This window comes from Nocardioides sp. YIM B13467, assembly GCF_042788075.1.
Classification (GTDB): domain Bacteria; phylum Actinomycetota; class Actinomycetes; order Propionibacteriales; family Nocardioidaceae; genus Nocardioides.
This window is the reverse complement of sequence record NZ_JBHZPJ010000046.1, coordinates 1,401,805-1,423,377: the sequence shown is the minus strand read 5'-3', so window position 1 is coordinate 1,423,377 and position 21,573 is coordinate 1,401,805. Positions and strand designations below refer to the sequence as shown.

The 21,573-nt window shown below is 70.3% G+C and carries 17 protein-coding genes; 8 read left to right on the top strand and 9 right to left on the bottom strand.

Going from position 1 to position 21,573, the window contains the following annotated elements; all coding sequences use genetic code 11:
* Positions 1-29: 29 nt before the first annotated feature.
* From ACFX43_RS13945 to ACFX43_RS13930, 4 genes are all read left to right on the top strand, one after another.
* Positions 30-914, top strand: a complete 885-nt coding sequence (locus ACFX43_RS13945) for a LysR family transcriptional regulator (protein ID WP_378823665.1) — start codon at positions 30-32, stop codon at positions 912-914.
* 93 nt (positions 915-1,007) lie between these two features.
* Positions 1,008-1,826 (top strand): MerR family transcriptional regulator, encoded by an 819-nt coding sequence (locus ACFX43_RS13940; RefSeq protein WP_378823638.1) that lies wholly within the window; start codon positions 1,008-1,010, stop codon positions 1,824-1,826.
* Positions 1,823-2,182 (top strand): VOC family protein, encoded by a 360-nt coding sequence (locus tag ACFX43_RS13935; RefSeq protein WP_378823622.1) that lies wholly within the window; start codon positions 1,823-1,825, stop codon positions 2,180-2,182. Before ACFX43_RS13940 ends, ACFX43_RS13935 begins: the two co-directional genes overlap by 4 nt.
* Before the next feature lie 125 nt (positions 2,183-2,307).
* The gene (locus tag ACFX43_RS13930; protein ID WP_378823590.1) at positions 2,308-3,288 is read left to right on the top strand and encodes a serine protease; all 981 of its coding nucleotides are present in this window, start codon (positions 2,308-2,310) and stop codon (positions 3,286-3,288) included.
* A 25-nt stretch (positions 3,289-3,313) separates the two neighbouring features.
* Here the strand turns inward: ACFX43_RS13930 and ACFX43_RS13925 are convergent, their stop codons facing one another.
* Positions 3,314-3,568 carry a hypothetical protein gene (locus ACFX43_RS13925; RefSeq protein WP_378823577.1) on the bottom strand — a complete coding sequence of 85 codons (255 nt, stop codon included), beginning with the start codon at positions 3,566-3,568 and terminating at the stop codon, positions 3,314-3,316.
* Positions 3,569-3,621: 53 nt separating this feature from the next.
* The gene (locus ACFX43_RS13920; RefSeq protein ID WP_378823568.1) at positions 3,622-6,504 is read right to left on the bottom strand and encodes an ATP-binding protein; all 2,883 of its coding nucleotides are present in this window, start codon (positions 6,502-6,504) and stop codon (positions 3,622-3,624) included.
* 124 nt (positions 6,505-6,628) lie between these two features.
* On the opposite strand from ACFX43_RS13920, the gene ACFX43_RS13915 reads away from it, so the two are divergent.
* Entirely contained in the window at positions 6,629-10,498 is a 3,870-nt protein-coding gene (locus ACFX43_RS13915) for a S8 family serine peptidase (RefSeq protein WP_378823558.1), read from the top strand.
* 61 nt (positions 10,499-10,559) lie between these two features.
* Here the strand turns inward: ACFX43_RS13915 and ACFX43_RS13910 are convergent, their stop codons facing one another.
* The 6 genes from ACFX43_RS13910 to ACFX43_RS13885 all read right to left on the bottom strand — a co-directional run bounded on the left by ACFX43_RS13910 (position 10,560) and on the right by ACFX43_RS13885 (position 15,229).
* Positions 10,560-10,766, bottom strand: coding sequence for a ferredoxin (locus ACFX43_RS13910; protein WP_378823527.1), 207 nt, complete (start codon positions 10,764-10,766; stop codon positions 10,560-10,562).
* Positions 10,763-12,007 (bottom strand): NADH-ubiquinone oxidoreductase-F iron-sulfur binding region domain-containing protein, encoded by a 1,245-nt coding sequence (locus ACFX43_RS13905; protein WP_378823406.1) that lies wholly within the window; start codon positions 12,005-12,007, stop codon positions 10,763-10,765. The genes ACFX43_RS13910 and ACFX43_RS13905 overlap by 4 nt, the downstream gene beginning before the upstream one ends.
* Positions 12,004-12,603 carry a hypothetical protein gene (locus ACFX43_RS13900; RefSeq protein ID WP_378823342.1) on the bottom strand — a complete coding sequence of 200 codons (600 nt, stop codon included), beginning with the start codon at positions 12,601-12,603 and terminating at the stop codon, positions 12,004-12,006. Before ACFX43_RS13900 ends, ACFX43_RS13905 begins: the two co-directional genes overlap by 4 nt.
* Complete coding sequence (locus ACFX43_RS13895; RefSeq protein WP_378823262.1) at positions 12,600-13,199, bottom strand: FAD:protein FMN transferase; 600 nt, start codon at positions 13,197-13,199, stop codon at positions 12,600-12,602. The genes ACFX43_RS13900 and ACFX43_RS13895 overlap by 4 nt, the downstream gene beginning before the upstream one ends.
* A gap of 178 nt (positions 13,200-13,377) precedes the next feature.
* Entirely contained in the window at positions 13,378-14,559 is a 1,182-nt protein-coding gene (locus ACFX43_RS13890) for an NAD(P)/FAD-dependent oxidoreductase (RefSeq protein WP_378823164.1), read from the bottom strand.
* 97 nt (positions 14,560-14,656) lie between these two features.
* Complete coding sequence (locus tag ACFX43_RS13885) at positions 14,657-15,229, bottom strand: TetR/AcrR family transcriptional regulator (protein WP_378823134.1); 573 nt, start codon at positions 15,227-15,229, stop codon at positions 14,657-14,659.
* Between the two features lie 167 nt (positions 15,230-15,396).
* Here ACFX43_RS13885 and ACFX43_RS13880 point away from each other — a divergent pair, with 167 nt between their 5' ends.
* The 3 genes from ACFX43_RS13880 to betT all read left to right on the top strand — a co-directional run bounded on the left by ACFX43_RS13880 (position 15,397) and on the right by betT (position 20,836).
* On the top strand, positions 15,397-16,884 hold the full coding sequence (locus ACFX43_RS13880; RefSeq protein WP_378823109.1) for an aldehyde dehydrogenase family protein: 1,488 nt from the start codon (positions 15,397-15,399) through the stop codon (positions 16,882-16,884).
* A 5-nt stretch (positions 16,885-16,889) separates the two neighbouring features.
* The gene (gene betA / locus ACFX43_RS13875) at positions 16,890-18,626 is read left to right on the top strand and encodes a choline dehydrogenase (RefSeq protein WP_378823060.1); all 1,737 of its coding nucleotides are present in this window, start codon (positions 16,890-16,892) and stop codon (positions 18,624-18,626) included.
* A 71-nt stretch (positions 18,627-18,697) separates the two neighbouring features.
* Entirely contained in the window at positions 18,698-20,836 is a 2,139-nt protein-coding gene (betT, locus tag ACFX43_RS13870) for a choline BCCT transporter BetT (protein ID WP_378823028.1), read from the top strand.
* Here betT and ACFX43_RS13865 read toward each other — a convergent pair.
* Complete coding sequence (locus ACFX43_RS13865) at positions 20,817-21,386, bottom strand: Uma2 family endonuclease (RefSeq protein WP_378823020.1); 570 nt, start codon at positions 21,384-21,386, stop codon at positions 20,817-20,819. The genes betT and ACFX43_RS13865 overlap by 20 nt on opposite strands.
* Positions 21,387-21,573: the final 187 nt, after the last annotated feature.

Here is a 21,573-nt window from a genome sequence, read left to right as displayed (position 1 = left end):
CCACGTGACATTGCTGGACATTTTGTTCGATGATCCGAAACGATGGCCAGGTGGACGTACGCAGGCTCCGGATGTTGCTCGAGCTCTCTCGCCTCGGCTCGATGCATGAGGTCGCCGCCGAGATCGGCACCACCACCTCAACCGTGTCCCAAGCCATCGCAGCCCTCGCCCGCGACGTCGGCACCGCACTCATCGAGCCTGATGGCCGACGTGTACGCCTCACCCCTGCGGGCCATCGCCTGGCCGAACACGCCGTCACCATCCTGGCGGCGGTCGATGCGGCGCGTCTGGACCTGGATCCTGACGCGGAGCCGATCGGCGTGGTCCGGGTGGCCGGGTTCGCCACCGCGATCCGACGCTCCCTCCTGCCGGTGATCGACGGCCTCCGGAACACTCATCCCGGCATCGAGGTCCGGGTCCGTGAGCACGAGCCGCCGGAGGCGCTGGCTCTGCTAGCACGCGACGACGTCGACCTCGCTCTCGTCTACGACTACAACCTCGCCCCGGCGTCGTGGCGCAGCGACCACGACACCATCGCGCTGTGGGAGGTCGAATGGGGCCTCGGAATGCCGACGCACGAGCCGCGCGCCCCACTCGCGGCCTTCGCCGACCGAGACTGGATCGTGAACTCGCGTCACACCGCCGACGAGGAGGTGCTGCGTACCCTGGCCTCGATGGCGGGATTCACGCCGCGAGTCGTCCACCGGGTCGACGCTCTGGAACTCGTCGACGACCTCATCCTCGCAGGTCACGGGCTCGCGTTGCTGCCGCGAGGGCGCACCTCCCGTCGTGGCGTCACCGTTCGGCCGTTGACCGACCCCACGGTCCGGCTGCGCGGCTATGCCGCGACGCGCCGCGGCCGAGACCGATGGCCACCCCTACGGGCGCTCCTGAACCGGCTGCCCCAGGTCTGACCAGGAAGTCCGAGCACGAACCGGCAGTGCGACACCGCCCGGCCGCGACGCCCTGCTTGCCTCTCCCCCAGGGGGAGACCTGAGGATAGCGACATGAGCGAGCCGCTGCTGTCCATCGGGACGTTCTCGCGCGCCGCCAGCCTGTCCATCAAGACCCTGCGCGCCTATCACTCGCAAGGCCTGCTCACACCGGCCGCGGTGGACCCGGAGACCGGCTTCCGTCGGTACGCCGCGGGGCAGCTCGCGGATGCGGCCGTGATCCGTCGGCTCCGCGAGCTGGAGGTCCCGCTCGCCGACGTCGCCTCGATCCTGACCGCGCGTGACCCGGCGGTCACCGCGGCGACCCTCGCCCGCCATGCCGATCAGATGCGCGAGCGCGCGCGACGGGTCGAGCAGATCGTCCAGGACCTGCACGCGGCGCCGCCGGAGTCCTGGACCCCGCCGCGTCTCGCTGAGCTCCCCGCGACGAGCGTGGTCGCGGTGACCGGCGTCGTCCGAGACGGCGCCTACGACGACTTCCTCGTGGCGGCGTACGCGCGCCTGGAGCAGGCCTGCCGGGACGCGGGTGCCGAGGTCACCGGCCCGTCGTCGGCCTTGTACGACGCGGAGTTCCTCGACGACGCCGAGCAGGAGGTCACGGCGTACTTCCCGGTGGACGCGGACGTCGCCCCCGCGGGTACGACCCTGCTGCACCTGCCCCCGGTCACCGCCGCGGTCGTCACCCACGCCGGGGACCACGAGACCCTTCCCGACACCTACGGGCTCCTCGGTGCCTGGGTCGCCCACCACGGGACCCCGACCGGGCAGCCGCTGCGGGAGGCGTACGTCGTCAACGTCTCCGACGGCGTCCCACCGTCGGCCTATCAGACCGACATCGCCTGGCCGCTCATCCCTCGAAAGGACACTCCATGACACTGACCCTTGCCGCGATCAGCTTCGACTGCTCCGATGCGCTGCGTACCGCCGAGTTCTGGGCCGCCGCGCTGGACCGGAAGCTCGACGAGGGCAGCACCGACGAGTTCAGCTCCATCGGCCTGAAGCAGCCCACGCCCGGCGCGGCGGCGTGGTTGTTCGCGCGTGTTCCCGAGCCGCGCCGGGCGAAGAACCGCGCTCACCCCGACCTCGTCGCGCAGGACCGCCCTGCGGAAGTCGCTCGCCTGGTCGACCTCGGGGCCACGGTCCTCGACGAGCACGACGAGTTCGGCATCCAGTGGACGGTCCTGCGTGACGTCGAGGGCAACGAGTTCTGCGTCGCGACTGCGCACTGAATACCGCCCCGCGTATCAGAGCCTGTCGTTCCCGCTCCTCGATAGTGAGGCTTCGGTTGTCGTTCTGGAAGGTCCGGAACCTGGAGCCCACAGGGGGAATGAACATGAACAACGAAGATCTGTTCATGGCACAGTCAGAGGCGGTGCCCGAAGCGCTCACGGCCGTGGCCGAGTCGAAGGCATCGGCCGAGGAGGGCCTGCTCGGCAGGGACAACGTGGTCGGCGTCGGGGTCGGTCTCAAGATCAAGGGCGGCGAGCAGACCGAGACGCCGAGCGTGATGGTGCTGGTCAGCCAGAAGATGCCGACCGAGCTGGTCAGCCGCGCGAACACCATCCCGAAGACGGTCGACGGCAAGCCGACCGACGTTCTCGAGGTCGGGCACCTGTTCGCCGGCGGCAGCCAGCAGCAGCTCATGGAGACCCAGGAGGTCGACGCCCAGACCCTGGCGACCCGGATCCGTCCGGCTCGACCGGGTTTCAGCGTCGGGCACTTCAAGATCACCGCGGGGACGATCGGCGCGGGAGCGTACGACCTGAGTCCCGTCCCGGGGGTCCCGCCGCGCTACTACATCCTGAGCAACAACCACGTGCTCGCCAACTCCAACAGCGCCAGCATCGGCGACCCGATCCTGCAGCCCGGCCCGTTCGACGGTGGAACGGCTCCGGCGGACGTGATCGGCCGGCTGGCCCGGTTCGTGCCGATCAGGTTCGACGGCACCTGCAACTCCGTGGACGCCGCGGTCGCGGAGGTGCCGTTCCACGTGATCGACCGTGACGTCTACTGGAACGGCTACCCGGCCACCGCAGCCAAGGCCGCGACCGTCGGGATGCTCCTCAAGAAGACCGGCCGCACCACGAACTTCACCACCGGCCGGGTCACCGCCATCGCGGCGACGGTGAACGTCAACTACGGCGGCGGCAAGGTCGCGAAGTTCTGCAACCAGATCATCACGACCAACATGTCAGCCGGAGGCGACTCCGGCTCGATGGTGCTCGACCTGGAGAACAACCCGGTCGGGCTGCTCTTCGCGGGATCGAGCGTGGCGACGATCCTCAACCCGATCGCGCTGGTCCAGCTCGCCCTTCAGGTGCGTGTCTGGCCGTGATCGGCTGAAGGGCCCGGAGATGCCGTCAGTCCTCGGTTCTGAAGGCGTCTCCGGTCTCCACCCGCACCGGCAGGCCCTCGCACTCCTGCGGCAAGGACCGCACGTCCGCCGAGGCCGGGTCGAGGGCGTAGACCACCACCGCCGGTCCCCCATCGTCGGTGGCACCGATCGCGACACCCGCGATGCCCTCCCCGATCCACTTCTCGGCGACCAGGAGCGCCCGCCGTGACCGCTCATCGAGGGATGGGATCTCGGCGTACAGGTCGTCGTCCGCGCTCATGTCCCCAGGCTACGCCGGGCGCCCACAGACCACGCTCGCGCCCGCGATCCGACTCACGTGCCAGCTACTTCGCCGTCCCGGCCGAGCACGCTGCTGTCTCGCCGTAGCTCCTCGCGCGAGCGGAGCCCGAGCTTGCGCAGCGCGTGCGAAATATGCGTCTCGACCGTGCGGGGCGAGAGGAACAGCTCGGCGGCGATCTCACGGTTCGTCCGCCCCTCGGCGGCGAGCAGCGCGATCTCCCGCTCCCGGTCGGAGAGATCCGTGCCGAGCGCTCGGCGACCGCCTCGCCAGGGGTAGGGAACGGCCACCCCGTGGCGGCGCATGAGCTGGGTGACCCGGGCGATGTCACGCCGCGCGTCCAGTCCGCCGTAAGTGCGCAGCGCACCCTCGAGGAGTGCCGGGCCGGAGCCTGCCCCGTGCGCGCACCGCCAGTCGCCGAGCCGCTCCTCGACCTGTGCTGCGACGTAGACGAGCCCCGCGGCCGCCGCCGCGTGGCGCGCAGAGGCCAGCAGCCGTTCGACGGCCGCCGCGTCCCCGTCGGCCTGAGCGACGATCGCCTCGCACATCCGCACCGCCGCGAGCGCGGCCGGCGCGTCGACGTCACCGAGATGGCCGGCAAGGTCAGCCACTTCTGCACGGACCTCGGCCACCGTCCCCATCGCGACGGCCGCGTCGACGAGGCAGAGCATCGGGGCGGCCGCCCAGACGTAGAGGCCCTTACGACCGGCCTGGTCGACCGCGGCCCGCGCCTGGGCAAGGCTGCCGTGGGCGTCGCCGGTGGAGAGCAGGAGCCGGGACAACGCGGCCTGGGCGGGAATGAGTGGCCATACCGAACCGACCCGCTCGCAGTCGGCGATCACGCCGGCCAGCTGCTCGCGCGCTTCGGTCCCGGTCGCGGTCGCGGCCAGCACGAGTCCGTGAAGCAGGCGCGCGTCCAGCGAGGCCGCTCCGAAGCCGAGTCCCGGCACGGCGAGATCTCGCACGCGTTCGGCCAGACCGTCCCAGCGACCGTTCTCGTAGTCGGCCATCGCGCCGACAAGGACATAGACCTCCGCGACGCGCTCGAACCCGGCCGCCTCCGCGACGGCGCGGCCCTCGGCGAGAAGCTCGTCGGCGCGTCGCAGGTGACCACCGTGAAGAGCCCCTTGGGCCCAGTTCACTGCGGCGCGGGCGTGTTCACGTGGGTGGGCGAGCAGCACACCGTCGCGGCGTACGGCATCGATCAGGTCCCAGGCCTCCGGTCGTCCCTGCTCCAGGAGCAGCGAACCGCGGGCGATCCGCACCGACAGGCCGACGTCGTCCGCTCCCGCCCGCTCGGCCGCCGCCTCGGCCTGCTCGCAGCGCTCGAGGTGGGTGGCGATCGAGACGTCGACCACGGTCTCGGGCACCGCCAGGACGGCGAGGGCTCGCGCCTGCAGATCGGGACGTCCGTCGAGGTCGGGGACCGCACGCTCGATCGTGCGGAAGCCGGCGCGCGCGTGTCCCTGCTGCCGCTGGAGCCTGCCCAACGCCAGCCCGAGCTCGCCTCGGGCGAGCGCCGGAAGGCCGCCCTCGTCGAGCAGTCTGGCCAGTATCGGCATCGCGTCCGCGTGAGCAAGGCCGTCGACCGCGGCTCGGCCGAGCTTCGTCGCCAAGCGCACCCGAGCGTCGGGCGCCAGGCTCGCCATGTCTGCCGTCGCCTGGCGGAGGAGGTCTGCGGCAACGGCATCATTTCCCCGCTCGATCGCCTCGTCTGCGGCGGCCTCGGCATGACGTACGAACTCGGCCGGACGACCGGCCAGCTGGTAGTGGTGAGCGATCCTCGCCGACTGGGAAGCGCCGTCGGACTCCTCCAGGACCTGGGCGATCCGCAGATGCAGCCAGCGACGTGTCGGCGACGGCACCTCGTCGTAGATCACCTGTTGAGCGAGTACGTGGCGGAACCTGCTCCGTCCCTCGTGGTCGTGGAGCAGACCGATGGCGTACGCAGCGTCGAGGGCTCGCGCGACCTTGCGCATGCTGTAGCCGGTGACCTCGGCGACCAGGCCGGCGTCGACCGTGAGATCCGCGACCGCGGCGGCGCCGAGCACCTCGACGGCCAGGGCGTCGAGGGCAGCCAGGCGCTCACGTACGACATCGCGCAGAGCGGTCGAGACCGACAGCGCTGCGATCGCGTCGGGATGCCTCGGGATCTCAGCGGCGGGCTGCCGCTCGAGCATCGTGCGGAGCACCTCCTCCACGACGAACGGGACGCCACCGGTCACCTCGTAGAGCGCCGCGGCGGTCTCGTCGGGCACGTCCGCACCGAGGATCGACCGCGCGAGCTCGCCGACCGCTGCCGGCCCCAGCTCGCGGAGGGTCACGGTGCGCGCCGGTCCCGCCACCGCCCGGGCGAAGGCCTCACCGACGGGCAGGGCTCCCGCCTCGGGGCGGGTGGTGACGACGATCGACAGGTCCGGCGGCTGATGCGCGGCGAGGTAGGCGAGGAGGTCGAAGGTGACGCGATCGGCCCAGTGCAGGTCCTCGAGGACGAGCACGCCCGGGGCCAGGTGTCCGAGCAGCTCGGTCACCGCCCGGAAGATCCGGTGTCTCGCCTCGTGCTGATCGGTCAACGGCTCCGGTGGAGCCGGAAGGCGATCGGCGATCTCTGGGACCAGGGCGCCCAGGCACCCGACGACCGGGCTCAGCCGCGCCGTCTCGATCCTGTCGCCATGACGGCGCAGCGCGTCGACCACCGGTCCCAGCGGAAAGGGGTCCAGGAGATGCTGGCAGTGCCCGAGGAGGAACAGCGCGTCGCCGGCCTCGGAGGCGACGAGTTCCTGGAGGAGGCGGCTCTTGCCGATCCCGGCCTCGCCCTCGATGACGACGATCGACGGCGCCGCAGCGACCGCCGCCCTCACCTGGGCCAGCTCGGCGTCTCGGCCGACCAGGACCGGGGATGTGGGAGTGCTCGTCAAGCGTCCTCCCCACTGTTCTAGGCAATCCTCAGTGTAGGTGACGGATGTGTCCGTACCGTTTCCGCCCATAGCCTCCGTCAAACCCCTTCCACGTGCCGTGGAAGCAGGACGCGAGGAGCAGATGATGCAGCGCAAACCCCCGATCCGACGGTGGGCCCGTCGCTCGCTGGCGATGGCCGCCGCGACGGTCCTCGTCACGACGATGGCGCCGGATGCGAGAGCCGACGAGCCGGCCGAGACCGGCGACAGCACCGGACCCACCAGCGGCGCGCTCAGCCGTGGCGCCGGTGGTGTCGAGGTCACGAAGGCGGCCGACATCGCCGCGGCCAAGGCGAAGGCCGACAAGCGCGGGACGTACATCGTCCAGATGGCGCTCGACCCGGTCGCCACCTATGACGGCGACGTCAAGGGCCTCTCGGCGACGCGACCGGGCAAGGGCGCCAAGGTCGACCCGGACTCGAGCGCGTCGGTCGACTACGCCGACCACCTCCGCGGGCGGCACCGGTCCGCCCTGGCCAAGGTCAAGGGCGGCGAGCCGACCCAGCAGTACGTCTACTCCTTCGACGGCTTCACCGCCGAGCTCACCGGGGCCCAGGCCGCCGAGCTCGCCGCGCAGCCCGACGTCGTGGCCGTCCACGAGGACACCAAGGTCGAGGCCGACACGTCCTCGACGGCCAGCTTCCTCGGTCTCGACGCTCGCAACGGCCTCTGGGACAAGCTCGGCGGACCCGAAGGCGGCAAGCACTCGCGTGGCGCGGGTGAGGACGTCATCATCGGCGTGATCGACAGCGGGATCTGGCCGGAGTCGAAGAGCTTCTCGGACCGCAACAAGGCGGGCAAGAAGGTCTACATCGGCAAGCCGAGGGGCTTCCGAGGCACCTGCGCATCGGCCGAGACCGTCGGCGACGACTCCTGGGACGCCAACCTGTGCAACAGCAAGCTGGTCACGGCTCGCTACTTCAACGAGGGCTGGGGAGGAGACGCGGGCATCGACGAACAGCTTCCCTGGGAGTTCAGCTCGCCGCGCGACTACAACGGTCACGGCACCCACACCGCCTCGACCTCCGGCGGCAACCATGGTGTCGACGTCACCGGCCCCGCGGCAGCGTTCGGTGAGATCACCGGCATCGCACCCCGGGCGCGGATCGCGTCGTACAAGGCCCTGTGGTCCGCCGAGGACGGCAGCACCGCGAACGGCTACACCTCCGACATGGTCGCAGCCATCGACCAGGCCGTGGCCGATGGCGTGGACGTCATCAACTACTCGGTCTCGGGTTCCAGCACCGACTTCCTCGAGCCGACCGAGGTCGCGTTCCTCAACGCGGCCGCGGCCGGGATCTTCGTGTCGGCCTCGGCCGGCAACTCCGGCCCGACGGAGTCCACCGTCGCGCACCCGGGACCGTGGCTGACCACCGTCGCGGCGGGCACCCACGACCGCACCACCACCGGAGCGGTCACCCTGGGCAACGGCAGCCGCTACACCGGTGCCTCGGTCGCCACCAAGGGCGTCGGTCCGGCCCCGCTCATCACCGGCGCCGCGGCCCGGCTGCCGGGAGTGTCGATCGGCGCGGGCTCGCGCTGCTATCCGGCCAGCGACAACAACGGCAAGCCGGCGCTCGACCCGGCCAAGGTGGCCGGCAAGATCGTCCTGTGCCAGCGCGGCGGTGACATCGCGCGCGTCAACTCCAGCCGCGCGGTCGCCGAAGCAGGCGGGGTCGGAATGATCTTCGTCAACGCCTACGAGAACTCGCTCAACTCCGACTTCCACTCGGTCCCCACCGTGCACCTGGCAGACACCGAGTGGAGTGCGGTGAACGCGTACGCCGCCACCTCGGGCGCCACCGCGACGATCGAGGCCGCGACCATCCAGCGTGGCGGAGACGCGCCTAACACCGCTGAGTTCTCCTCTCGCGGGCCGCTCGTGGCGGGCAACGGCGACCTCCTCAAGCCGGACGTGATCGCGCCCGGGCAGGACATCCTTGCCGCGGTCGCTCCCCCGGGACAGGGCGGCATGGACTTCAACCTGATGAGCGGCACGTCCATGTCCGCACCGCACGTCGCCGGCCTGGCGGCGCTGCTGCAGGACCTGCACCCCTCCTGGTCGCCGATGGCGATCAAGTCCGCGCTGATGACCACCGGATCCGACGTACGCGACGGTGCGGCCACGGATCCCAAGGTGATCTTCAAGCAGGGCGCGGGACACGTTCGGCCCAACTCCGCCGCCGACCCCGGTCTGGTCTACGACAGCGGCACGAACGACTGGCTGGCCTTCCTGTGCGGATCCACCAGCGGCGTACTCGACAGCACCTGTGAGGCCCTCGAGGACTCCGGCCGCTCGCTCGACCCGAGCGACCTGAACACGCCCTCCATCGGGATCGGGCTGCTCGACACGGCGAAGACCGTCACCCGCACGGTGACCAACGTGGGCCGCAAGACGGCGACGTACAAGGCATCGGTGACCGGGCTCGACGGCGTCGACGTCGAGATCAAGCCGAGCACCCTCACGATCGAGCCGGGCGAGAGCGCGACCTTCACCGCGACCTTCACCCTCGAGGACGCCGAGCTGTTCCGCTACCTCGGCGGCCAGCTGTCCTGGACCGACGGATCACACACGGTCCGCTCCCCCATCGTGCTGCGTGCCAAGCGCCCGGGCGAGGAGGACTGGGCGACCCGGTACGACGGCGCACGCGGCGCCTTCGGCACATCCGCCGACGTCGGCAGCGACCTACTCCTTCACCCCGACGGGACACGGCTCTACATGAGCGGCCTGAGCTCCCCGCCGGTGCCGGGCACCCTGGTGACCGACTTCCTCACCGCGGCCTACGACCCCGAGTCCGGTGACCCGCTCTGGGAGGTCCAGTGGGACGGCTCGAACGGCGGGTCGGACGAGCCGGGCGGCTTCGGGATGAGCCCTGACGGCGACACGGTCTACGTGGCAGGAACCAGCGGCGGAGACTTCGTCACCATCGCCTACGACGGCGCCACCGGCACGGAGAAGTGGAACACCCGGCTCGACGGCCCCGGCCAGGCCGGGGACACGGTCAACGATCTGGTGGTCAGCCCCGACGGCAAGCGGATCTACGTCACCGGTTACCAGACCGTGAGCGAGGCACAGCTGGACTACGCCACGGTCGCCTATGACGCCGCCACCGGCGAGCAGCTGTGGACCTCTCGCTACGACGACCCGGTGCAGGGCACCGACGACGCCCGGGCCATCGCCGTCAGCGAGGACGGGAGCACGATCGTCGTCACCGGTCAGAGCCGGGGCGAGGGCACCGGTCTCACCGACTGGGGCACCGTGGCCTATGACGCGGCGACCGGCGACCAGCTGTGGGACGTACTGCGCAACGGATCCGAGGGGCAGATCGACATCTCCGGCCAGGTGCAGATCGCCGGGGACACCGTGATCGTGTCCGGCGTGGTCAGCAACACGGACCGCCAGGGTGACTGGAGCACGGTTGCCTATGACCTCGCCACCGGCGAGGAGCGATGGTCGGCGGATCACGGCGGGGCCGGCACCGACACGCCCCAGGCCACCGCGGTCTCCCCCGATGGGAGCACCGTCCTCGTGACCGGCAACGTCGAGGGCGCCACCGACATGGACTACTCCACCGTCGCGTACGACGTCACGACCGGCGACGAGGTCTGGGCGACGCACCACGACGGCACTGCCCACGGAACCGACGTCCCCTGGGACGTGACGATCTCCGAGGACGGCACCCACGCGGTCGTCACCGGCGAGACGATGGACTCGGAGACCAAGAACGACTACACCACCATCGCCTACGACATGACCGACGGCGAGCAGGTGTGGTCGGCGGCCTACGACGCGACGGCCGCACCTGATGGTGCGAACGGCGTGGCGATCGACCGCGGGCCCGACGGCAAGCGACGCCTGTACGTCACCGGGGTGAGCACCACTTCGTTCGACCCCGCCGGTCTCGACAGCAACCTCGACGCTGCCACGGTCGCCTACTTCGACCCGTTCGAGTAGGTCACAGCAGCGACGACGGCCGGCCGCCGGATGATCTCGATCGTCCGGCGGCCGGCCCGGCTCAGGACGGCGCGCGGACGTCGGTCAGCCGGAGGGCGAGCTGGGGGCACGCCGAGACGGTACGTCGTGCGTGTCGCCTGAGCGAAGCGTCGATGTCGGCGTCGCCTATCACCGGGAAGCCCCACTCATCGACGGCGATCCTCTCCGGCAGCAGACGCGCGCACAGTCCATGGCCGTCGCAGCGGGTCCAGTCGACCTCGATCTTCACGCTGCACCTGCCTGCGTGCTCGTGGGGAGCTCGTGCCGCCACGGCTGTCCACAGGTGCCGTACCGGCGGTGAGCTTCGATCTCGTCACCGAGGGCCGCGAGGGCGGTCCGGACGAACATGGCCGAGCCGTCCGGGTGGGCACACGCGCCCCGCCCTGGGAGATGGGCGACCCGGCGTTCCAGGTCGCCGCCGGAGTCGATCCCGGCCAGCAGCCGGTGCACGTCATGCGCGACGGCCGGGATACCGAAGAAGCACGGGCCGCACTGGCCCGCGGACTGATCGGCGAGCCAGGAGCTTACGGCGGCCACCTCGCCGAGTGCACAGGTCGCGCTCGAGAGTCGAGCGATCACACCGGCGTTCAAGGGCAGCCCCGCGGCCCTGAGCGAAGGGCGCGTGATCCGCAGACCGCGGACGTCGCTAATCCAGCTGCCGTGGTACCCGCCGACCAGCACCGGCCGTGGGCTGGCGCCCTGTTCGGGCAGGAGAGCCGACAGGGGCAGGCCGGTCGGAACCTCGACGACACCGGGATGCGGTAGGTCGCCGACCAGGGTCAGCAGCGTGGTTCCGGGTTCCTCCGGTGACCCGACCGCGGCGAATCGGTCAGCTCCAAGTGATGAGAGCAACGCAAGGTGCGCGAAGGTCTCGACGTTCGAGGCGAACGTCGGTGCGTCGTCGATGCCGCGCTCGTGGGGGAGCACACGACGGCCCGGCGGCACCGCTGTTCCGCCGTTCAGTCCCCTGATCGCGGCGCGGACCTCGCCGGAGACGAATCCGCCGTCGGTCCGGACCAAGCGCACATCCGCCGCGTCCCGGCGTTCTCCGCGCGCCGCAGCCAGTGTCCGCTCCGAGACCGGATCATGAAGGACGATCGTGACCCGGCGCGTGCCGAGTGCGCGCGCGACGACGAGTGCGCCGTCGAAAACCAGATGCGGCGCAAGCCGCATCAGCGTCCGGTCCTTCTGGCTGGCCGGTTCGCTCTCGGACCCGTTGACGAGCACGTGCGTTCCGCCGCCTGCCGGCATCGCGCGCAGCTTGGTGCCCACCGGGAACGCCGCTCCCCCGCGCCCCAGAAGGCGGACCTGGTCGGCGAGCGCGGCCAGCTCACCGTGCCCGCGGAAACGTTGCTCACCATGGTGCTCACGGTGTCGAGCCAGATCCGCCGGCCGGCCGGAGGTGACCCCGGCGAGCAGCCGCGCCGTCCCGTACGCGACGGGTGCCGGGCGGGAGTCGAGGACAGTCATCGGACTCCTCCGGAGGTCAGCCGCCGACGCGCGGTCGTCAGCGGCGCGACGTGCTGGGTATCGGCAGCGACGACGCGGATCCAGACCGCGACGAGAACTGCCACCGCACACCCGCCGTACAGGATCCACGACCACCAGGTCCCGGTATCGGTCCCGGCGAGCAACCCGTGCGCCATGGCCAGGACCCAGACGACGTACGCCGACAGATGGACCGCACGCCACGCTCGCGCGCCCGCGGCGGATACCGCGATTCGGCCGCGAGCGGCGCCGATCACAGCCACTGCCAGCAAGGCGTACGTCGCGAGGGTGCCCAGGCCGAGCGCGATGCTGCGGTAGCCGGCCGTGAACGGCACGAGGGCACCGGGCACGCTCACGTCGACGTAGCTGTCGAGCACGAGCAGGGTGACGTGGAGCAGCAGCATTGCGACCGTCACGACGGCGGCGGATCGATGAGCCTGCTGCCGCAGGACCCGCCGGTCCCGGCTCTGCGGGTCGCCCGTGCGAGAGCCCGAGGCGAGAGCGCCGAGCATCACCGACGCGGTCGCCGCGACCAACGCGGCGAAGCCGGCCGCCCGGGCGAGGTACCACAGTGTCATGCCGCCACCTCGTTGTCGGCCGGCCAGCTGCCCAGCACGGTGACGTGTCCGTCGGTACGGACCAGGCGAGCGTCGACGCCGGCGGCGCACAGTCGCGACGCGGCCGAGCCACCCCACACGATGGCTGCAGTGCTCCAGGTGTTGGCCGCGACAGCCGTGGGCGCCCAGACGGTCGCTGTCCGCACCGAACCGGCTGCGGGACGCCCGGTGGCCGGGTCGATCACGTGGTGCTCGGGACCGCGGTCCGACGTCCATGCACGGGAGAGGACCGACGAGGTCGCCAGGCCGCCGTACGCGACGTCGACCCGATGGACAGGACCGTCGGCCACCTCCGAGACGTCGATGTGCCAAGGACTCTCCCCGACACCAGCGACGGCGAGGTCGCCGCCGATCCCCACCAGCACCGCGTGGCCCAACCGCGCGTGGACTCGCCGGGCAGCCTCGTCGGCGGCCCATGCCTTCGCTGTCGCACCCAGGTCGAGCCGAACGCCGGCCGGGACGCCGACGNATTCGGTCGTGCTCGCCGTGGCGGCGGTGGGGGAGAGGAATGCCGCCGCGGCGAGCACCGCGGTCAGCGACCGGACGAAGGTACGCATCAGGATCTCTTTCGGTGAGGGTGGCCCTCAACCTGGCCGGACCACGTGATCCCGTGGCAACCGCCGTACGTCCCCTGCCTGAACTCCTCCCGAAACCGCCGGACGAGACCTCGGACGAGACCTCAGCCGAGACCTCAGCCGAGACAGACGAAGTCCGCCAGGCCGGCGTACGTGAGACTCACCGGCTGGGCTCCCGGACCAGCGGCGTGGTCGCTGCTACCTGGACGCGTGCGGCGCGAGACCGGTCCTTGAAGCCGATCGCGGATCCGGGACGACGCGCCTCCATCCCCAGGGCCCAGACCGTGCTGCGGCAGACGAGCTCCTTCACCTTCGCCGCGGGCATCCCACGGAGCCGGCCGCCCACGGCCGAGTCGTCGCGGCGGGCGAAGTTCACCAGGCCGAGCCCGCGGCCGATGCTGATGCACTGTCCCACGAAGCCGATGCTGATCGGTTCGGGCGTGGCGCCGGCGAGCCGGCTCAGCACCGTCTCCGCGGCCAGCGGCCCGAGCTGGTTGGCGGCCTGGCAGCTCATCCGGTACGCCAGTCGCGAGGGCGCCGCGGCATCTCCGGTCGCGACGATCCGGTCGTCGTCGACGCTGGTCAGCGTCTCGTCGGTGACCAGCCGGCCGATCTCGTCGGTGGAGAGCCCGCTGCGGCGCGCCAGGTCCGGGGTGGTGAAACCGGCGGTCCAGATCGTCACCGAGCTGGTCAGCTCGCGGCCGTTGTCGAGACGTACGCGGCCGTCCAGCACCTCCGCCACGCGGGCGCCCTCGACGATGCCTACGCCCAGCCGCCGCAGGGCGCGCTCGGCATCTGCCCGGCCATTCTCGTGCAGCCACGGACCAAGCCTGTCTCCGCAGATCAGAGCCACGTTCCGGCCGGCCTCGGCGAGCTCGGAGGAGACCTCGATGCCGGTCGGTCCGCCGCCGACGACGACCACCGGCGCGTCGGCCGGCGTCGTCTCCAGCGCCGCCTTCAGCCGGGTCGCCTCCTCATAGGTCGAGACCCCGAAGGCATGCTCCTGCGCCCCCGCCACCTGCGTCTCGCCGGTGCTGCCGACGGCGTAGACCAGATAGTCGTACGCCACCTCCTGCCCGTCCTCGAGCGCGACCGTCCGCGCCGCGGCGTCGATGGCGCTCACCGTGCCGACGAGCAGCCGCACGCGCGGGCTGAGGACGTCGGCGTAGGCCACCACCGCATCGGACGTGCCGCCGACCAGCTGGTGCAGCCGGATCCGCTCGACGAAGTGGTCGCGCGAGTTGACCAGGGTGATGGCGACGTCCTCGCGCTTGGTGAGCCGGTTCGCGGCCATCACGCCCGCGTATCCGCCTCCGACGACCATCACGTGGGGCTTGCTCATGTCTTCCTCCTGCTTGTCGAGGTTCATACCCCTAGGACACCGGCGATCGCCGATCCGTGACAGGTTGGAGGAGCGGAACGCGTCGCGGGCGCGTGGATCAGGCCAGAGCGGCGACGGCGTCCGCCAGATCGTCGACGGACCGGGCACGCTCTGGGAGGCTGCCGTCGGGACCCTGGCTGAGCTGGAACCCCATGAAGGCGGCGTCGATGACGTGGGCTGCCCGTTCGGAGACGGCGGGATCCACTCCGGACTTGTTCAGATGCGCGATGAGACCGGCGATCCACAGTGTGTTGGCTTCCTGGACCGCCGAGACGTACGGCTCCCTGCCGAAGAGGCCGAGCGCGGCCGCCTCCACATAGATCCAGCTGCACCGGTCGCCCGCCATCACTGACCAGAGGTCGTGGACGGCGGATCGCAGGTCCTTGGAGGGCTCGAGCGCGGCGACCTCGGCGACCGACCTCTCGTTGGATGTGCGGAGCACGTCGGCGACCAGCTGGTCCTTGGTGCCGAAGTGGTAGAGCAGGACCCGGTTGCTGGTGCCCAGCTCGGCCGCCAGTGGGCGCAGGCTCAGGCCGATCAGGCCGTGCTCGTGGACATAGTCGGTCGCCAGCTCGGCCCAGGCAGCGCGGCGCTGTGGATCTTTCGCAGGCGCGGTCCCAGCGGTCGTCATGCGGCGACTGTAACAACTGCCGCAGCCATTTGTTGCAGGTGGAACAAATTTGTACCACCTGCAACAACTTTGTCCTCCAAGCCCTTGACCTGGCCCTTCACGTCGGCGCAGGATCATTTGCAATTCACCCGCGGTTGCCTGTTGAGCAACCCGACGTCGGAGGTTGCATGAGCCAGATCTACATCGACGGGCGCTGGTTGCCCGCGCAGTCGGGCGAGCAGCGGGAGATCCGCTGTCCCGCCGACGGCGCGGTCGTCGGAACCGTTGCGGAGGCTGGAGCCGAGGACACCCGGGCCGCGATCGCCGGGGCGCGGAACGCCTTCGACAGCGGCGGGTGGCCGGCGACGTCCGCGCGGGAGCGGGGCGACCTGCTGCTGAGGGTCGCCGACCTGCTCGAGCGGGACACCGCGATCATCGCCCGGGCGGAGTCGCTCGACACCGGGAAGCGGCTGGTCGAGAGCGAGTACGACGTCGCCGACGTGGTCTCGGTGTTCCGCCACTTCGGGCATGTCGCCACCGAGGACGCCGGTCGAGTGATCGACAGCGGCAACCCTGCTGTGAAGAGCCGGATCGTGCACGAGCCGATCGGGGTCTGCGGGCTGATCACGCCGTGGAACTACCCGCTGCTGCAGGTCGCCTGGAAGGTTGCGCCGTGCCTGGCCGCGGGCAACACGTTCGTGCTGAAGCCCAGCGAGATCACGCCGCACAGTGCGATCCATCTGATGAAGGTGCTCGAGGAGGCCGGGCTCCCGGCGGGTGTCGGCAACCTCGTCCTCGGTGAGGGACCGACCGCGGGCGCGCCACTGTCCGAGGACCCCCGCATCGACCTGGTCTCCTTCACCGGGGGCCTGGCCACCGGCAAGCGGCTGATGGCCAACGCCGCGGCGACGGTGAAGAAGGTGGCCCTCGAGCTCGGCGGCAAGAACCCCAACATCGTCTTCGCCGACTCCGACCGCGAGACCGCGCTCGACTTCGCGCTGACCGCCGTCTTCCTGCACTCCGGCCAGGTCTGCTCCGCCGGCGCGCGGCTGATCATCGAGGAGTCGATCAAGGACAGCTTCGTCGACGAGCTGGTCGCCCGGGCCGAGCAGATCCGTCTCGGTGGCCCCTTCGACGAGGAGGCCGAGACCGGCCCGCTGACCAGCAGCGCCCACCGGGACAAGGTGGAGGCGTACGTCGCGAAGGGTCTCGCCGAGGGTGCCACCCTCCGCACCGGCGGCAAGCGCCCCGACGACCCCGCGCTCGCCGACGGCTTCTACTACCTGCCGACGATCCTCGACGACTGCACCACCGACATGTCCGTCACCCAGGACGAGTCCTTCGGGCCGGTCCTCACCGTGGAGACCTTCACCGACGAGGATGACGCCGTCCGCATCGCCAACGACTCCATCTACGGCCTCGCCGGCGCGGTGTGGACCTCCGACGCCGGCCGCGCCGAGCGGGTCGCCGCGAGGCTCCGGATGGGCACGGTCTGGATCAACGACTACCACCCCTACGTGGCCCAGGCCGAGTGGGGCGGCTACAAGCAGTCCGGGATCGGCCGCGAGCTCGGCCAGGCCGGGCTGGAGGAGTACCGCGAGACCAAGCACATCTGGCACAACATCGATCCCAGCCCACAGCACTGGTTCGCCCCGCGCACCGCCGAGGAGAAGTGAAGACGATGACCCAGACCTACGACTACGTGATCGTCGGCGGTGGCTCGGCCGGCTCCGCGCTCGCCAACCGGCTCAGCGCCGACCCGTCCACGAAGGTTCTGGTCCTCGAGGCCGGTCACAGCGACTTCAAGATCGACCCGTTCATCCACATGCCCGCGGCACTGCCGTTCCCGATCGGCTCGAAGCTCTACGACTGGGGCTACGAGACCGATCCTGAGCCTCACCTCGGTGGCCGGAAGGTCTACCACGCGCGCGGCAAGGTGCTCGGCGGCTCGAGCTCGATCAACGGGATGATCTTCCAGCGCGGCAACCCGATGGACTACGAGCGCTGGGCGGCCGACCCCGGCATGGAGACCTGGGACTACCGCCACTGCCTGCCCTACTTCAAGCGCATGGAGAGCCGCTTCCTCGAGGACGGCACCTCCGGCGCCGACCAGTGGCGCGGTGGCTCCGGGCCGCTCCATCTCGAGCGCGGTCCCGCTTCCAACCCGCTCTTCTCGGCCTTCTTCGAGGCCGCCCAGGAGGCCGGCTACCCGCTCACCGACGACGTCAACGGCTACCGCCAGGAGGGGTTCGCCCCCTTCGACCGCAACGTGAAGGACGGCCGCCGCTGGTCGGCCGCCCGCGCCTACCTGCACCCGGTGATGAACCGCCCCAACCTCGACGTCGAGACCTTCGCGTACGCCACCAAGATCCGTTTCGACACCTCCGGTGACGTCCCGCGGGCGACCGGTGTGGACTACGTACGCGGTGTCGGCCGGGCGCGCCGGGAGCACACGGTCAGCGCCGGCGAGGTGATCTGCTGCGGCGGCGCGATCAACACGCCTCAGCTCCTCCAGCTCTCGGGAGTGGGGGAGGAGTCGCTGCTGCGACAGCACGGGATCGACGTCGTCCACAACCTTCCCGGCGTGGGGGAGAACCTCCAGGACCACCTCGAGGTCTACATCCAGTACGCCTCCAAGCAGCCGGTCTCGATCGCGCCCGGTCTGGTGTGGCACCAGCGGCCCAAGATCGCCTGGCAGTGGCTCTTCCAGAAGAAGGGCCTGGGCGCGACCAACCACTTCGAGGGTGGCGGGTTCGCGCGGTCCAACGAGGACGTCGACTGGCCCAACCTGATGTTCCACTTCCTGCCGATCGCGATCCGCTACGACGGGTCGATGGCGCCCGGCCAGGAGAAGGGCCAGCACGGCTACCAGGTGCACATCGGCCCGATGTACGCCGACACCCGCGGCTACGTGCGGATCAAGAGCGCCGACCCGATGCGCAAGCCGTCGATGCTCTTCAACTACCTCTCCACCCCGACGGACCGCAAGGAGTGGGTGGAGGCGGTCCGGGTGGCCCGCAACATCCTCAACCAGCCTGCCTTCGCGCCGTTCAACGCCGGCGAGATGTCACCGGGGCCGAGCGTGGAGACCGACGAGGAGATCCTCGAGTGGGTCCGCAAGGACGCCGAGACCGCGCTGCACCCTTCCTGCACCGCCGCGATGGGGACCGGCGAGATGGCCGTCACCGATCCCACCTCGATGAAGGTGCACGGCACCGAAGGACTACGGGTCGTGGACGCGAGCGTCTTCCCGTACGTCACCAACGGCAACATCTACGCGCCCGTGATGATGGTCGCGGAGAAGGCGGCCGACCTGATCGCCGGCAACACCCCGCTGGCGCCCTCCGACGTGCCCTACTACCGCCACCGCGACGACTCGCCGCTGTGGCCGGCCGGGGACCCGCGCAACAAGTCCTGAAACCCAACCGTGACCCGAACCGGCGCCGGGTGGACTAGCGTGCCGGGCACCCCAACCGGAGGAGACAGTTCATGCCGGAGACAATCGACCCGTCGCGTACGCCCTTGGGTGAACCCGCCGCAGACCCAGACGAGATCCCGACGACGAAGCCGGAGCTGAACAAGACCGTCTTCTTCGGCTCCGCCGGGGTGGTGGTCGCGTTCACGCTCTTCACGCTGCTCGCGCCGGACACCGCTGGCGCAGCGATCGGGCGCGTCGTGGGGTGGATCTCGACGTACTTCGGCTGGTGGTACTTCGCGCTCGCCGCTGCGCTGATCGCGTTCGTGCTGTTCATCTGCCTGTCCCGCTACGGGCGGATCCGGCTCGGCCCGGAGGAGTCCCGGCCGGAATACTCGATGTTCACCTGGACGGCGATGCTCTTCGCGGCCGGGATCGGCGCCGACCTGATGTTCTACTCGGTCGCCGAGCCCGTCTCGCAGTACCTCACCCCGCCGACCGGCGAGGGCGGCAACATCGCTGCCGCCGAGCAGGCGGTGGGCTGGACGCTGTTCCACTACGGCCTGTCCGGCTGGGCGATGTACGCCGTCATGGGCATGGCGCTGGGCTACTTCTCCTTCCGCCACGGGCTGCCGCTCTCGATCCGTTCCGCGCTCTACCCGATCTTCGGCAAGCGGGTCCACGGGCGGCTCGGGGACGGCATCGACATGGCCGCGGTGCTCGGCACCATCTTCGGCATCGCCACCTCGCTCGGCATCTCGATCGCCCTGCTCAACGCGGGTCTCAACGTTCTCTTCGGCATCCCCGAAGGCCGTGGCGCGCAGGTCGGCCTGGTCGTGGTCGCGGTGCTGCTCGGCACGATCTCAGCCGTCTCCGGGGTCGACAAGGGCATCCGGCGGCTCTCCGAGCTCAACGTGCTGCTCTCGCTGGCGCTGATGCTCTACGTGCTCTTCTCCGACGACACCGCGTTCCTGCTCAACTCCCTGGTGATGAACCTCGGCGACTATCTCGTGCACCTGCCCGGGATGAGCTTCGACACGATGCCGTACGACACCGTCGAGAACCCCGACGTCGGCGTCTGGAAGAACCTGTGGACGCTCTTCTTCTGGGCCTGGTGGGTGGCCTGGTCGCCGTTCGTCGGGTTGTTCCTGGCGCGGATCTCGCGCGGGCGGACGATCCGGCAGTTCCTGGTCGGCGTGATGATGATCCCGTTCGGGTTCATCCTGCTGTGGGTCTCGATCTTCGGCAACAGCGCGCTCGGCCGGATCCGCGGCGGCGACGCCGAGTTCGGCGAGCTGACCAACGCCAACTACGCGCAGGGCTTCTACGCCTTCCTCGACAACTACCCGGGGGCGATCGCGCTGGTCGCGCTCGCCACCATGACCGGGTTCCTCTACTACGTCACCTCGGCCGACTCGGGCGCGCTGGTGATGGGCAACTTCACCTCACGGCTGCCGCACCCGATGGCCGACTGCTCGATCCCGGTGCGGATCTTCTGGTCGGTCGCGATCGGCGCGCTGACTCTCGCTCTGATGTTCGCCGGCGGGGACGCGTGGCTGACCACGCTGACCAACGCGACGATCATCATGGGCCTGCCCTTCTCGGTCGTGCTCGCCCTGGTCGCCGTAGGACTCCACCGCTCGCTACGGCTGGAGTCGTTCAAGACGGCGAGCGCGCGCTACTCCTTCCCGGGCGCGATCTCCTCGGCCCGCCTGGCCGGGGCGGGCGAGGGCGGCGTACGTCCTTCGCTCGCGCAGCGGTTGCGCCGCTCGGTCACCTATCCCACCGCCAGGGACACCGAGCGATTCATCGACATGGTCGCGAAGCCGGTCCTCGAGGAGGTCGCCGCCGAGCTCTGCTCACACGGGCTGACTTCGGTGGTGACCGAGACCAAGGCCGTACGCGGCGTCGCCGGCGTCCAGATCCACACCGATCTGGAGGACGCGCCCGCGTTCGTCTACAAGGTCACCCCGGTACCGTGCCCCGCTCCGACCTTCGCCGTCGGCCGGGTCACCGGCGACGTCTACTTCCGCGCCGAGGTCCACCTCGCCGAGGGCACCCAGGGCTACGACGTCAACGGCTACTCACGCGAGCAGCTGATGGGTGACGTCCTCGACCAGTACGAGCGCCACCTCTCCTACCTCCACCTCGTCCAGCAGGAGCAGCTGCCCGCCGAGGTGCCGGTGGCGGATGTCAGCGGAGCAGATCGGTGAGGTCGATCTTGACCGGGAACGGCACCGGGACGTCGAGCCGGTCGCGGAAGATCCCGGTCGGGACGTAGGCGTTGGTGAGGTCGTCGCGCTCGTAGACATGGATCGCGGGCGCGCCGTCCTCGTTCTCGATGCGCCAGTAGTGGGTGATCCCCGCCTCGGCGTACTTCTGCGGCTTCACCGCCCGGTCGCGGTGCTCGGACTCCGGTGAGACCACCTCGACCACCAGGACCACAGAATCGGCATCGTAGAACGACGCCTGGTCGGAGATCCGTGCCGTGCTCACCAGCACGTCCGGCTCCGGCCGGTTGCGCCTGTCGAGCACCACCGTCAGCTCCCGATCCACCTCGAACCCGTCCGGCGCCTGCGCCGTCAGCGAGTTGGTCAGGGCCGTGACGAGCCGACTGTGCCAGCGGCGCTGCGGTGACATATTGAAGACCAGGGCTCCGTCGATGAGTTCGGTATGACGCGGCGCCTCGACGAGCATGTCGAGGTCTTCGGAGTACCAACCCTCCTCACGGGGAGGGTGCATCCAGTCGGGCAACGCGGTCATGTTTCGAGGATACCGCCTGTTGTGGGGGGCGGTGGTCGGGCTTTGCCGAGTCTTGGTTTGGTCCCGGGTAGCCGCGCGGAAGGGACCGTGGCTTCGTTTCAGGGTTTCGCCGCCGACCCTTGGTTCGATTGTTTCTCGATCGCGCACCGCGTCAAGGACGGGCTTCGCCCGCCGCTTCGCGGTGGCC

What these genes read in the sequence shown, in the direction of transcription:
- ACFX43_RS13945 (WP_378823665.1), top strand. Translation starts at nt 30, where the DNA reads ATGATCCGAAACGATGGCCAGGTGGACGTACGCAGGCTCCGGATGTTG.
- ACFX43_RS13940 (WP_378823638.1), top strand. Translation starts at nt 1,008, where the DNA reads ATGAGCGAGCCGCTGCTGTCCATCGGGACGTTCTCGCGCGCCGCCAGC.
- ACFX43_RS13935 (WP_378823622.1), top strand. Translation starts at nt 1,823, where the DNA reads ATGACACTGACCCTTGCCGCGATCAGCTTCGACTGCTCCGATGCGCTG.
- ACFX43_RS13930 (WP_378823590.1), top strand. Translation starts at nt 2,308, where the DNA reads ATGGCACAGTCAGAGGCGGTGCCCGAAGCGCTCACGGCCGTGGCCGAG.
- ACFX43_RS13925 (WP_378823577.1), bottom strand. Translation starts at nt 3,568, where the DNA reads ATGAGCGCGGACGACGACCTGTACGCCGAGATCCCATCCCTCGATGAG.
- ACFX43_RS13915 (WP_378823558.1), top strand. Translation starts at nt 6,629, where the DNA reads ATGCAGCGCAAACCCCCGATCCGACGGTGGGCCCGTCGCTCGCTGGCG.
- ACFX43_RS13905 (WP_378823406.1), bottom strand. Translation starts at nt 12,007, where the DNA reads ATGACTGTCCTCGACTCCCGCCCGGCACCCGTCGCGTACGGGACGGCG.
- ACFX43_RS13900 (WP_378823342.1), bottom strand. Translation starts at nt 12,603, where the DNA reads ATGACACTGTGGTACCTCGCCCGGGCGGCCGGCTTCGCCGCGTTGGTC.
- ACFX43_RS13890 (WP_378823164.1), bottom strand. Translation starts at nt 14,559, where the DNA reads ATGAGCAAGCCCCACGTGATGGTCGTCGGAGGCGGATACGCGGGCGTG.
- ACFX43_RS13885 (WP_378823134.1), bottom strand. Translation starts at nt 15,229, where the DNA reads ATGACGACCGCTGGGACCGCGCCTGCGAAAGATCCACAGCGCCGCGCT.
- ACFX43_RS13880 (WP_378823109.1), top strand. Translation starts at nt 15,397, where the DNA reads ATGAGCCAGATCTACATCGACGGGCGCTGGTTGCCCGCGCAGTCGGGC.
- betA (WP_378823060.1), top strand. Translation starts at nt 16,890, where the DNA reads ATGACCCAGACCTACGACTACGTGATCGTCGGCGGTGGCTCGGCCGGC.
- betT (WP_378823028.1), top strand. Translation starts at nt 18,698, where the DNA reads ATGCCGGAGACAATCGACCCGTCGCGTACGCCCTTGGGTGAACCCGCC.
- ACFX43_RS13865 (WP_378823020.1), bottom strand. Translation starts at nt 21,386, where the DNA reads ATGACCGCGTTGCCCGACTGGATGCACCCTCCCCGTGAGGAGGGTTGG.